Below are 13,063 nucleotides of genomic sequence, written 5' to 3' on the forward strand. Positions count from 1 at the left end.
AGCGAAGCGCCATCCGGCGTTAAAGACGGAGTTACACGCGCCCGTAGCGGTCCTGGAAGCGCACAATGTCGTCCTCTTCCAGATAAGAGCCAGAACGCACTTCAATTAAGTCGAGCGGAATTTTCCCGGGATTCTCCAGACAGTGGGTCGCCCCCAGGGGAATATAAATGGACTCGTTTTCGCCCAGCAGTTTGACTTCACCGTCAATGGTGACTTTAGCGGTACCCGCCACCACCACCCAGTGCTCGGCGCGGTGATGATGCATCTGCACCGACAACCCCTCACCCGGTTTCACGGTGATGCGTTTCACCTGATAGCGGTCGCCCGCGTCAATGGAGTCATATTTCCCCCACGGACGGTACACTTCGCGGTGAATGTGGTGTTCATGACGACCATCGGCCTTAATCTTCTCCACCACTTTTTTAACGTCCTGCACCGCGTTACGGTCAGCAATCAACACTGCGTCTTTGGTCTGCACCACCACCAGATCTTTCACGCCCACCGTGGTAACCAGCCCGGATTCAGCGTAAACGTAGCTGTTTTCCGTCTTATGGCTGATTACATCACCATGGTGGACATTTCCCTCCGGGGTGTGGGCACTGATCTCCCAAAGTGATGACCAGGAGCCAACATCGCTCCAGCCCGCATCCATCGGTACCACAACGGCGTCAGCCGTGCGTTCCATCACCGCATAGTCAATAGACTCTTCCGGGCAGGCGAGGAAAGCCTCTTCATCCACGCGGATAAAGTCGAGATCCGGGTCCACCACTGCCATTGCTTTTTCGCAGGCGTTCAGAATATCCGGGCGATATTTTTCCAGCTCTTCCAGATAGCGTCCGGCGCGGAACAGGAACATCCCACTGTTCCAGTAGTATTCACCGCTGGCGACATACGCCTGCGCGGTTTCCAGATTCGGTTTTTCAACAAACTGCGCCACGTCAAACGCCACGCTGTCGCCTTCACCTGGTGTCACGCTGCCACGGCGAATGTAGCCATAGCCAGTTTCCGGGAGATCCGGCACGATGCCGAACGTCACCAGTTTGCCGCTCTCGGCATAAGGAATGGCCGCACGCACCGCATTGCGAAACGCCTCTTCCTGCTGAATAACGTGGTCTGCCGCCAGCACCAGCATCAGCGGGTCGCAATCCGGACTGCTGCGTTTTGCTGCCAGTGCTGCCAGAGCGATAGCAGGCGCGGTGTTACGACCGGCCGGCTCCAGAATGATGTTTTCGGTGAGTTTATTCAGCTGGCGCAATTGCTCAGCCACGATAAAACGGTGCTGTTCGTTACAAATCACCACCGGGCTTTCACACTCCACGCCATGCAGACGGTTCACCGTGGTCTGCAGCATGGTGAGATCCCCTTTCAGGCAGAGGAACTGTTTTGGATAGAGCACGCGGGACAGCGGCCACAACCGGCTACCAGAGCCACCAGCCATCACAACCGGATACAAAGTGGTTTGACTCATGATTTATCCCCGTATATCTGCAATAAATTGGCTCAACACGTTCTCTTTTTCGAGCGTGCGTTCGGCATATTCACGTGCCACCGTGTTCACTTTTGGCATGGCAAGTGCCTGTTCAATGCCGGTGACCAGCGCCGGGACCGATTCCGGCTCCACGCACACCGCGATCCCCGGATAGCTGTCACACAGCTGGCCTAATTCTGTTTCGGCTTCTGCCGTAATCACCGCGTTACCACCCACTGCCAGAATGTTGGTCAGTTTGGACGGCAGCACCGCATCCGCCGCGCCGCGCTTCTGCACAACCAGATGGCAATCTCCCATCTTCAGCAGTGCAGGCAGAGCTTCGTAGGACTGAAGCGGGAAAAATTTCACGTTGGTCAGGCCGCGTTCGCTTGCCATTTTTTCCAGCCGCGCCTTTCCACCGCCCTGCCCGACAATCACAAACATCCACGGCTGCTTGCTGAGCAACTGGGCCGCTTCAATCACGCTCTCCAGCCCCTGCTTTTCACCGATGTTGCCTGAGTAAAGAATGATTTTTTGATCATCAGGCAACCCGAGCTGGCTGCGTAGCGCCTGAGCGTCACTTTCAGTTACGTCGCGAAAACGCGCCACTTCGGACCAGTTGGGGAAGAAGATCACCTTCTGAGCCGGAACGCCCTTCTCCTGCGCTTTGTTCATCATTGAGCGCGAGATGGTCGAGACATAATCCACGTTATGCAGACCGCTACGCTCAAACGCGCTGGCGAGTTTCGCCACTTTGCCGCCTTTACTTTTGCCTGCCATCCCCAGGCCAAGCATGGCGTCCACTTCATAATCCTGAATATGCAGCAAGGTGCGCGCGCCCGAGAGTTTGCCCAGCAGGCGCATGCCTGGCGTGCAAAACAGCGTCGGCACCACACCGATGATGCGATCCGGCTTCCAGCGACGTTGAGCCATCAGCGGGAAAAAACTGCTCAGGGCAAAGCTGCCAAGGTGAATCAAGCGTTTCAGCGTTGACGGCTGCTTAGGCACATACAGCGGGCAACGCCATACAGTTGCCGCGCCCTCTTCGCGACGGTAGCGCCAGCTTGAGTAGCGCTCGCCCACTTTCCATTCCGGGTAGTACGGCGGCGCGGTAATGACCCGCACGTCATGTCCCTGGCTCGCCATCCACTCGACCATCTCGCCGGTGTATTTCCCGATACCGGTTAGTTCCGGCGAGTAGTTGATTCCATACACCAAAATTTTCATAAGCCCGGCACTCCAGCCTGACGATCCGCAAGGAAATACGCCCGACTGTTGTCGTGGACGTTGTCGCTCGCGAGCAACGCCTCTGGCGTCTGCCAGCGGTAGTCGTCATGCTGAGCATCAGGCAGACGCAGGTCTGCCTCACGCACCTTCAGGCGGAACCCCAGCACGATGTAGTGCGTGCTGAACCCGGAGCCCGAAAAGTTATCGTCATAGAAGTGCTGCCAGACCCCGAAAAACTGGCCCGCAGCCATCGGCTGTTGCAGACCCAGTTCACCCAGAGTGAGGCGCTCAAAGGCATCTGTAAGCGTCTCATCCTTCTGCACGCGCCCGCCGGGCACGAACCAGAAGCCCTGTGCAGGACGGTTGGTTCGTTTCCCCAGCAAGAACTCGCCGCGTTCGTTCTCCACAATCAAATCTATTGAGATGAGCGGAGTGGAACGCACTACCGTGGCAAAATCTTCCTGACTTAAAAACATCATGACCCCCGGAAGCGGTGCTGGTTTTCCAGGAACCACTGGTAAGTACTGGCCAGCCCCTGCTCCAGTGACACCTCGTGGTACCAGCCCAGCTGATGCAGACGAGTCACGTCCAGCAGTTTGCGCGGCGTGCCGTCCGGTTTGGTGGCGTCAAACACCACGCGGCCTTTGTAGCCCACCACCTGCGCGATGGTTTGCGCCAGCTCGCGGATAGTGCAGTCAATGCCAGTGCCCACGTTGATGTGCGACAGCATTGGCTCAGTGTTCTCTTGCCACACCTCGCGATCCAGCTCCATCACGTGAATGCTGGCGGCCGCCATGTCGTCCACGTGCAGGAATTCACGCATTGGCGTACCACTGCCCCACACCACCACATCTGGCGCGTTTTCGGCGGTCGCCTCGTGAAAACGACGCAGCAGCGCCGGGATCACATGCGAGTTGCTCGGGTGGAAGTTGTCGTGCGGCCCGTACAGGTTGGTCGGCATCACCGAGCGATAGTCGCGGTTATACTGACGGTTGTAAGACTCGCACAGCTTGATCCCGGCAATCTTGGCGATGGCGTAGGGTTCGTTGGTCGCTTCCAGCGTCCCCTGCAGCAGTTCGCTTTCGGCGATTGGCTGCTTCGCCATTTTCGGGTAGATACAGGATGAGCCGAGGAACAGCAGCTTATTCACGTTGTGCAGGTGCGCCGCATGAATGATGTTGCTCTCGATCATCATGTTCTCGTAGATGAAATCCGCCGGGTAAGTGTTGTTGGCGACGATGCCACCCACTTTCGCCGCCGCCAGATACACCTGGTCAATGCGTTCGTTTGCAAAGAAGTCCTGTACCGCACGGCTATCGAGCAGGTTCAGCTCGTCACGCGTGCGGACAACCACTTCAACGTCACCGCGCTGCTCCAGCTGGCGAACAATCGCGGAACCCACCATTCCGCGATGACCGGCGACAAAAATACGTTGTTTTGTCATTCTCAGGACTCCAGCGCGATGGCAACCTCGTAGCCATGAGACTTGAGCAGGGAGTGTTTTTTCGCTGCTTCAAGATCTTTGGCTACCATCTCGGAAACCATCTCCTGCAGAGTGGTCTCTGGTTTCCAGCCCAGGGTCTCGTGCGCTTTGGTTGGGTCACCCAGCAGGGTTTCCACTTCAGCAGGACGGAAGTAACGCGGGTCAACCTGAACAATCACGTCGCCTGGTTTCACGCCCGGTGCGTCGTGGCCAGTGACGGAAACCACAATGCCCTTCTCATCCACACCAGTGCCTTCGAAGCGCAGTTTGATGCCCAGCTGTGCCGCAGCCATTTCAACGAACTGACGGACGGAATACTGCACGCCGGTCGCAATGACGAAGTCTTCAGGTTTGTCCTGTTGCAGCATCATCCACTGCATTTTCACGTAGTCTTTGGCATGGCCCCAGTCACGCAGGGAGTCCATGTTGCCGAGGTGCAGGCAAGACTCCAGGCCCTGAGCGATGTTGGCAATTGCGCGGGTGATTTTACGGGTCACGAAAGTTTCGCCGCGGCGTGGAGATTCGTGGTTGAACAGAATGCCGTTACAGGCGTACATGCCATAGGATTCACGGTAGTTTACGGTGATCCAGTAGGCGTACAGTTTTGCTACCGCGTAGGGTGAACGTGGGTAGAACGGCGTGGTCTCTTTCTGCGGGATTTCCTGCACCAGACCGTACAGCTCAGAGGTAGATGCCTGGTAGAAACGGGTTTTCTTCTCAAGACCAAGGAAACGAATCGCTTCCAGCAGACGCAGCGTGCCCATGGCATCAACGTCAGCGGTGTATTCCGGGGATTCGAAAGAAACGGCTACGTGGCTCATCGCGCCCAGGTTGTACACTTCATCCGGCTGCACTTCCTGCAGAATACGGGTCAGGTTTGAGGTATCGGTCAGGTCGCCGTAGTGCAGATGGAATTTCGGGTTCGCCGCGTGTGGATCCTGATAAATATGATCCACACGTTCAGTATTGAAAGAAGACGCACGACGTTTAATACCGTGCACTTCATACCCTTTTTCCAGCAGTAACTCTGCCAGGTAAGAACCATCCTGCCCGGTAACGCCGGTGATGAGAGCGACTTTAGACATGTTTATATTCCTCTACTTATGAATTTAATCAGTTTCAACGCGTTCGCGTATCACCACTGCGGGGTTGCCACGGCAAACTTTATTTGCCGGTAGCGATTTAAAAACGCTGCTGCGGGCACCGACTACCGTGCCATCGCCAACAGAAACACCCGGTGCAACAAAAACATCTGTCGCCAGCCAGCATTTTTCACCGATCACAATGGGCGACGCGGTAATATCAAAATGCTGACTCATAAAGTCGTGGCTACCGGTGCACAGATAACACTTCTGTGAAACCACCGAATTTGCGCCAATCGTAATTTCGCCAAGGGTATATAACACCGCGTCATCCCCTACCCATGCGTAATCCCCAAGTGTTAATTTCCACGGATAGGTAATTTTCACTGAAGGTCGGATGACTACGTTTTTTCCGATTTTTGCGCCAAACAGGCGTAATAAAAATGCCCGCCAGCGGTACAATATTTGTGGCGACCAGGCAAATAACGTTGACTGAACGGCCCACCACAACTGCACCTTAATACCGTTACCACCGCGAAAGCCTTTCGGCACGGTGAATCCTTTAAGATCCTGCATTGCGTTTCCTTATATTTCAGGCTTTGTTATATAAGGCTTTGGTTTTACCCGTGGTCTTCAGACGCAATAAATAAGACAGTTCTGCCCAGAAAGCCGGCACGCGCAATATTTTACGCTGTACGCTTTTTGCATCCTTACACAATTCCAGATTATTCGAGGTTGACACACCGCCCATGGAAAACTCAGACACCAGGCCTTTAATTCGACGGAACGGGTAGCCAGACTTATATAAACTCGCTGCCAGCGCATAATCGGATGACACTTTATATTGCAAGTCGTATGGCTGCTTTTTCAGACCTTTTACCGGAAAGAAAATGGCCTGATGACTGGCGGGTAAACTATGGTAGATATACCAACCCGGCTTCGCGCTACGGCAAACTTTATGGCCATCACCGAAATCCAGCAGCGCATCACCAATCACCATGGCATCATCTTTCTGTCGTGACAGTTGACGAGCAAATTGCGCCACGTCATCGTGGAACACATCGCCAGAGTTCAGGAAGATCGCATAGCGCCCCTGCGCCATCTCAATGCCTTTATTCATCGCATCGTAGATGCCTTTATCTTTCTCACTGATGTAGCGTAAGTTGAACTCACCGTTGAGTTTTTCCAGAAACTCCGCCGTGCCATCGTTCGACCCGCCATCAACCACGATCCATTCAAAAGTAAGGCTTGGATCGCGCGCCAGATTGCGCAGCGAGCGCCAGGTTTTTACCACCCCTTCGTAATTACGAAAAGCGACAGTAATGACGCTTAGAAACATAAGACCACCTCGTCATGAATTCGTAATATTAAGCGCTTTACGCAGAATAAACGGACAAACAATTAAGAAAGCATATTCCGGGCTAAATATTGAACCGGTAAAAAACAGCGACACTGGCGTAAACAGATAAAGTTGCACGCGAAAGTTCTGGTTATCACCAAACGCGTTAATCATTATTTTGAAAACTTTAAACAGATACCAAATTGTCAACAGTACGGCAAACCACGAAAAATAAATAATTAACAGATACAGACCATTGTCTATGGTTTTACCGACATCCGCACCGTTAAAGATTCCGAATGATGCAACATATTCGTAAAGTGAGCCGAATCTTACTACACCATCAATATGGGTTAAGGAATAACCCACCATCACCAGCGGACCAATGATGCGATAATAAGACGAAGACCCTTCTGTTCCCAAATCACCCAGACGTTCTGAGATGTAAGGGAAAGCAAATATCACGCCTACCATAAATACCGTCAGGGAGATAATCGCCAGCGGCAGTTTTTTCTTAATCGCCTCTTTGTTCAGATACTGGAACGCCCACTCAAGCAGGTAAAACAGGATAAATGTCATTACCCCTGAGAACGATCCTGACAGAACAATTCCTGCAAGAATCATAGCATCGGTCTTAGGCGTTTTGATACCAAACTGTTTGATGCTGAGCCAAATTGAGATTAACGCCAGAGCGAAAAACGCCGGTTCAAAATAGAGGGCTGTGGTACGCTTCCCGCCAAACTTGATGAAGTTCAATACATAGCTGTTACTGTAAATGAGATACTTCGAAATTATCTCCATCAGGCTGCTGCCACCGGTCAAAATAATTTGCGCCATTTCCAGTGCAGCAAGCATAACAATTAACGCAACGGCAATATAAAAGAACCTAAGGATTTTCCGATAATTGTGCGGAGAAATCGTTTTAAAACGAATACTCCAGACCATACCGATAATAATAACAATATAAACAAACAGCATGGTCGAGGTGACGTATTTACTGGCATCCAGTGACTGACCAAAGATGTAGTTAAATAGCGTCAGGCCCGTGCCCATCCCCAGGGCAATCATCAGCTTCTTAAGGTTGATTTTATCGACATACAGCAGAAGCAGGACAGGTAAGAAAGTAACGATAGTTATCGGGAAGCTTTCGCCGAGCTGGGCAATCTTAACGTTAACCAGCAGGTAGATCAGCGGCAGCAACAGATAACTACAGATTCTGATAGAACGAGACATACTCCTCCAGCATCTGTTGTCCACTGTAGGCCTTGCGGCTGCGCTTGCGGAACGATTCCAGGTCAGTACCAAATACGGCCTGCGCGATATCGGCTTTTGGCAGTTGCACCAGCGGCAGCACCTCGTTTTCAGCGAACGTTTTACCGCCCGATTTTTCCAGCACTTCACGCGCCGCATCGCTGTGGGTGGCAATCACGGGCACACCGATAGAGAGCGCTTCGCAGAGGATCAGGGGGTAGTTATCCACGCGGGAGCTGAACACCAGCGCATCCATTCCGTTGAGTGCGCTCATCAGTTTGCGTTTGTCGGTTTCAAACCCGTGATTGACCACGTTTGCCCCTTCGAACGGGGAAAACTTGCCGAAGGTGTGCAGCTCAATGTTGTCACCCAGCGCCATCATGTCGCGCACCAGTTGCTGATTGGTTTTACCGTCGTAACGCAGGTCATGCGCAACGATAGCGATTTTCGGTTTACCCGTGGTTTCGGCCACCGGTGTCAGCTCGGCAAGAATGGCTTCCGTCGCCACATCGATGCCATTGTTGATAATCTTGCAGCGCCCTGCCCCGTAAAGGCTGTTGAACGCATCCGCCACATGCTGGCTTGGGGAAATAAACGTGCACCCCAGCGAAAGCATGTCGCGGAACAGCTGGCGCTTTCCTGCCACCAGTTGATGAGCACGATCCACTTTCACTGGCGGGTAGTTATTTAATGTCGGGCATTTCTGGCAGTTATTTTTCCAGCCTTCGCAACCGTCGGTAAACGCGCAACGGCCGGTTACACTCCAGTGATCGTGCAGCGTCCAGATAAAACGGGTGTCCGGTTTATGTGCCTGCACGTTCTCACAAAACGCCACCACCTCTTCCAGGTTGAGCCAGTAGCTGTGCAACACATGAAAATGCAGCACCACCGGACCGGTAGTTCGCGTCACAGTGCGGTAAAGGTTATTCAGATTGCCAAACAGATCGCGGTTAAACAGGCGGAACAGTGCAATGTTGGCAATCGACGTCAATCGTGGGGTCTGTTTCAACACCTGCGGATAGCGATCATGGCTAACGCTTTTCTTACCCCCTTTGCCATAGCCATAGACAAAACGGGACTGTAACCCTTTTTGCAGCGCACGCTGGTGCAGATCCAGCGCCACGCCGGCCGCCCCGCCTTCTGCGAGGCGTACGTTAAATTGCAGAATATTCATTTAATTACCTTCACGCGGGCTTTTTCTCCCACCACCAGCGCGTTATCCGGAATGCTGTCCAGCACCACACTGCCAGCGCCAATGGTGACGTTGTTACCAATCGTGATATCGCCAATGATCACCACGTTCGCGCCGAGCTCGACGTTATTGCCGATAACCGGGCAGGCAAGACTGTCAGGCCCACGGTTACCGATGGTGACCGCATGACGAATAGTGAAATCATCCCCGGCGACCACGAACTTGTTGATCACCACCGCATAGCCATGGTGGATGGTAAAGCGGCGGCCAATGGTGGCAGCGGCCTGAATCTCGTAGCCAAAAAAACATTCGGTGATGATGCGGTACAGCACCAGCACCGGTGCCGCCCAGATATTGTTCAGCACATTTTTCTTGCGCCACACCGAGCAAAAATGCGCGATGCGGTATGCCAGGACCATGCAGCACGGGCGCAGGCTCCAGCTGTTTGCGCGGCAATCTTCCAGAAACATTATTTCCCCCGAAGCCCGTCAGCCAGACGCTTGCCGTTACGCACGGACAGCAATGTCAGCAACGTGCGCCAGTTCATGCGCTTGTTGCGGATCTGATAAAGAGTAAAGAGCTGATACTTCCGGCTGGCACGGTCAAACTTGTCCTTGTGCTTGCGGTAAAAATGGAAGTAACCCGAGAATTTCTTCGGCGAGGAGGTGATTTGCATCTCCCCGTGGTTGATATGCAGGATCTGCGTGGCCTCTTCCACTTTCCACGGCTCACCGTATTCCACCACCATCCGCAGGAAGATGTCGTAATCCTGCGCGGCCTTGAGTTCGGTATCGAACAGGCACTCTTTAAAGCGCCACGCCCACGTAAAGACCTGGTTACCAATAATGTTGCGCTTGTAGAACAGGCGGCGGGAGTACGGTGATTTCGGGTACAACGGCAGGCTGGCAGGCTGCGAGTAGACTTCGCCCTGACAGACATAATCGTTGGCATACAGGAAAGCATGCGTGACCAACTGTTCCTTGTGCGACAGGAATGTCGACAGACGGTTCGGCGTCCATTCGTCATCGTCATCAATTCCGGTCAGATATTGCCCTTTCGCCTGCATAATCGCCTGATTACGCACCGCACACGCGCCGGAGTTGATCGCGTTATGGGTATAGCTAACGCGCGGGTCATTGAGGTCAGTGACAAACTTTTGCAACTGCTCATACGAAGAGGAACAGTCATCTACGATGATCAACTCCCAGTTATCGTAATCCTGTCGCAGGACGGATTTAATCGCGCGGATCGCCAGTTGCTGACGATTCCATGTCGGCATATAGATAGAAACTAAAGGGCGTTGTGTGGTCATGGTCTTCCCCTTATCCCTCACCCCGCTCCTCTCCATGAGAGAGGGAGAAAAGCTGCTCTCCCCTCAGAGGAGAGGGTTAGGGTGAGGGGGATTTTTATTTGCTGTCAGATTTGTATTCGTACTCGTAGTAACCGTAATCCTGATACCCGCTCGCGCGACGGAAGATGGAGTTCAGGATCACCCCTTTGACCTCAATCCCGTTCTGTTCGAAGCGGCTCAGGCTGGTTTCCACTTCTTTAATGGTGTTCACCGCATAGCGCGCGACCATCAACGTGGTACCTGCAAGACGGCCAACCACGGCGGCATCGGTCACGGCCAGAATTGGCGGGGTATCAATTAACACCAGGTCGTAATGCTTACTTGCCCACTCCACCAGCTCAGCAAAACGCTCGCTCATCAGCAGTTCAGATGGGTTCGGTGGTACCTGTCCACGTGGGATCAGGTCGAATTTCGGGATCGTTGTCGGTTTCGCACTCTGGCTGATCTCACCTTTGCCGAGCAGGATTTCCGACAGACCATTTGTGTTGTTGGTGCCCAGCAGTTCATGGGTATAGCCTTTGCGCATATCGCAGTCGATCAGCAGAACACGCTTGTTAGTCTGGCTGACCACCGCCGCCAGGTTGGCGCAGACAAAGGTCTTACCGATTGACGGGCTAACACCGGTTAACATCAGGACGTTGTTTTTGGCCTGCATCATGGCGAAATGCAGACTGGTGCGCAGGCTACGGATCGCTTCGATGGCAAGGTCGGTTGGGTTACCCACCGCCAGCAACTGGCTTTGTTTGTAACGCTTAACGCCTTTGATGGTTTTGACGCTGTCACGGGACTTTTGCCATTCAGACAGCGGGATGCTGGCGTAGACGTTGATGCCATTCTCTTCCAGCACCTGCGGGCTTTCGATACCGCGGTTGAACAGCGAACGCAGCAGCACGCCAACGATGGAGAGCATCAGGCCGAGAATAATGCTGCCGAGAATAATCAGCGCTTTCTTCGGCTTCAACACACCGGGCTGAGTAATGGCCGGGTCAACAATACGAACGTCCCCGACGGTACTGGCTTCGGTGATTTTCAGCTCCTGCTGTTTGTTCAGCAGTTGCATATAAACCTGCTGGCCCGATTCCACGTCGCGAGTCAAACGCACGATTTCCTGCTGCGTTTTCGGCATCGCGGTCACGCGGCCGTTGAGCTTTGCCTTTTCCTCTTCCAGCGTGCGGCGTTTCTCAAGCAGCGTGCGGTAGGCCGGGTGACGTTTGGTATAGAGCTTGGAAATCTCGGCTTCTTTGAAAGTCAGCTCGTTAAGCTGAGCATCAATGTTGACCATCGAATCGAGAACTGATTTCGCCTCCAGCGGCAGGTCGACAGAGTCTTTATCCTGACGATAAGCGTTCAGCTTGTTCTCGGCCTCATCCAGATGGGCACGCACTTCCGGGAGCTGTTTCGCAAGGAAGGCCAGGCTTTTCGCTGCTTCAGCAGACTTACGCTCGACGTTCTGCTCAAGATAGTTGCGGGTGATGCTGTTCAGGATATTGCGAATCTGATCTTTATCTTCACCGGTAAAAGTCATGCTCAGCACGCCGGTGTCCTTACCGTTTTCGGTGACGGTCAGGTTGTTTTGCAGATTGTTGATCATCCCCAGCGTGGAGAATTTAGTGACGGTAAACTCTCCCCCTTCATGGGCGTTAATCGCGCTGACCATCATGCTGACGCCCTCTTTGGTCAGCATCTGTCCCACTTCGCCGCGCGCGCTAAAGCCCGCGTCGCTGGTCAACTGGTACTGTTTCGGGCCAAGCACCGTCAGGGTAAACGTCTGATCGGCAGCCCCTTTCGGCAGCACGAAGTCAGTGACTTTCACCGTGTCATTGTTGCGCCCCATCAAACGATCCCAACCGGCACCAAATACCGGGAAGGTATTTTTGGTGACGGAGATATCGAGTCCGAGGTCGTGAACTGTTTTACCCAAAACCAGACGCGACTGGATCAGCTGAATTTCAGCGTCGGATGCCGGCGGTTTGTTCGCCAGCGCAGAACCGATATCCTGCACCAGCGAATTTCCGGTATTTTGTTCAATCTGCACCAGCGCGTCAGCGCTGTAGATAGGCGTTGCGAACAGCGTATAGACGACAGCGGCAGCGGCAAACACGGCGGTGATCCCAAGCACCCACCACTTTGCCTCTACAACCGTGCCGACCAGGCGCCCAATATCAATTTCATCACTGCCCGAAGTCGGGGCGGCAGAAAGTCTTGTTTTTTCTGTCATTGTTATCCCTGCTGAGCTTTCAGTGCCTGCGCCCATTGTTGGGCAGACTGGTCAAGTAAGGTGTAAACCGCCTCGAAGGCCTCATGGCTTTTGCGATACGGGTCTGGGATTTCACGTTCATTTTCCCAGTGACCAAACAACATCACTTTCCCGCGCATCTCCGGTGCGATATCGCATAGCGCATGAATATGGCGCTTTTCCATCGTCAGGATCAGGTCATACTCCCGGCACATCCGGCCGGTGACCTGGCGGGCAATGTGTCCATCAAGAGAAAGGTTATGATCCCGGGCCACGCTCGTTGCGCGCTCATCAGCACCTTTGCCGACCAGCGCCCCCAGCCCTGCGGACTCAACGACCAATGCAGGCTGGTACTGTTTCAGCAACCGTTCAGCCGTGGGGGAACGGCAAATGTTCCCCACGCATACCACCAGAATTTTGTTAAACATCATGGA

Annotated in this window: 13 protein-coding genes; all 13 read right to left on the reverse strand. The window is 53.5% G+C overall.

The features are described from left to right. Positions 1-31 precede the first annotated feature (31 nt). The 13 genes from cpsB to wzb all read right to left on the reverse strand — a co-directional run bounded on the left by cpsB (position 32) and on the right by wzb (position 13,057). Entirely contained in the window at positions 32-1,468 is a 1,437-nt protein-coding gene (cpsB, locus tag V6E55_RS16605) for a mannose-1-phosphate guanyltransferase (protein WP_028016378.1), read from the reverse strand. A 3-nt stretch (positions 1,469-1,471) separates the two neighbouring features. Beyond that, positions 1,472-2,695 (reverse strand): colanic acid biosynthesis fucosyltransferase WcaI, encoded by a 1,224-nt coding sequence (gene wcaI, locus V6E55_RS16610; protein ID WP_316943406.1) that lies wholly within the window; start codon positions 2,693-2,695, stop codon positions 1,472-1,474. Continuing rightward, positions 2,692-3,171 (reverse strand): GDP-mannose mannosyl hydrolase, encoded by a 480-nt coding sequence (locus V6E55_RS16615; protein ID WP_114977772.1) that lies wholly within the window; start codon positions 3,169-3,171, stop codon positions 2,692-2,694. The genes wcaI and V6E55_RS16615 overlap by 4 nt, the downstream gene beginning before the upstream one ends. Next, positions 3,171-4,139: a GDP-L-fucose synthase gene (gene fcl, locus V6E55_RS16620; protein WP_316943407.1), complete on the reverse strand. Its 969-nt coding sequence runs from the start codon at positions 4,137-4,139 to the stop codon at positions 3,171-3,173. The genes V6E55_RS16615 and fcl overlap by 1 nt, the downstream gene beginning before the upstream one ends. Before the next feature lie 2 nt (positions 4,140-4,141). Next, entirely contained in the window at positions 4,142-5,263 is a 1,122-nt protein-coding gene (gene gmd / locus V6E55_RS16625) for a GDP-mannose 4,6-dehydratase (protein ID WP_028016374.1), read from the reverse strand. Positions 5,264-5,287: 24 nt separating this feature from the next. After that, positions 5,288-5,836 carry a colanic acid biosynthesis acetyltransferase WcaF gene (gene wcaF, locus V6E55_RS16630; RefSeq protein ID WP_316943408.1) on the reverse strand — a complete coding sequence of 183 codons (549 nt, stop codon included), beginning with the start codon at positions 5,834-5,836 and terminating at the stop codon, positions 5,288-5,290. A 16-nt stretch (positions 5,837-5,852) separates the two neighbouring features. Then, positions 5,853-6,599, reverse strand: coding sequence for a colanic acid biosynthesis glycosyltransferase WcaE (gene wcaE / locus V6E55_RS16635; protein WP_114977770.1), 747 nt, complete (start codon positions 6,597-6,599; stop codon positions 5,853-5,855). Between the two features lie 12 nt (positions 6,600-6,611). Beyond that, positions 6,612-7,832: a colanic acid polymerase WcaD gene (gene wcaD, locus V6E55_RS16640; protein ID WP_316943410.1), complete on the reverse strand. Its 1,221-nt coding sequence runs from the start codon at positions 7,830-7,832 to the stop codon at positions 6,612-6,614. Then, positions 7,807-9,024, reverse strand: coding sequence for a colanic acid biosynthesis glycosyltransferase WcaC (wcaC, locus tag V6E55_RS16645; RefSeq protein WP_236921341.1), 1,218 nt, complete (start codon positions 9,022-9,024; stop codon positions 7,807-7,809). Before wcaC ends, wcaD begins: the two co-directional genes overlap by 26 nt. Further along, positions 9,021-9,512 carry a colanic acid biosynthesis acetyltransferase WcaB gene (gene wcaB, locus V6E55_RS16650; protein ID WP_023312402.1) on the reverse strand — a complete coding sequence of 164 codons (492 nt, stop codon included), beginning with the start codon at positions 9,510-9,512 and terminating at the stop codon, positions 9,021-9,023. Before wcaB ends, wcaC begins: the two co-directional genes overlap by 4 nt. After that, positions 9,512-10,354: a colanic acid biosynthesis glycosyltransferase WcaA gene (gene wcaA / locus V6E55_RS16655; RefSeq protein WP_114977768.1), complete on the reverse strand. Its 843-nt coding sequence runs from the start codon at positions 10,352-10,354 to the stop codon at positions 9,512-9,514. The genes wcaB and wcaA overlap by 1 nt, the downstream gene beginning before the upstream one ends. Before the next feature lie 94 nt (positions 10,355-10,448). After that, entirely contained in the window at positions 10,449-12,611 is a 2,163-nt protein-coding gene (gene wzc, locus V6E55_RS16660; protein ID WP_114977767.1) for a tyrosine-protein kinase Wzc, read from the reverse strand. Between the two features lie 2 nt (positions 12,612-12,613). Continuing rightward, positions 12,614-13,057, reverse strand: coding sequence for a low molecular weight protein-tyrosine-phosphatase Wzb (gene wzb / locus V6E55_RS16665; protein ID WP_114977766.1), 444 nt, complete (start codon positions 13,055-13,057; stop codon positions 12,614-12,616). Positions 13,058-13,063 lie beyond the last annotated feature (6 nt).

Origin of the sequence: Enterobacter sp. 342, from assembly GCF_036663495.1 — a bacterium.
Classification (GTDB): Bacteria; Pseudomonadota; Gammaproteobacteria; order Enterobacterales; family Enterobacteriaceae; genus Enterobacter.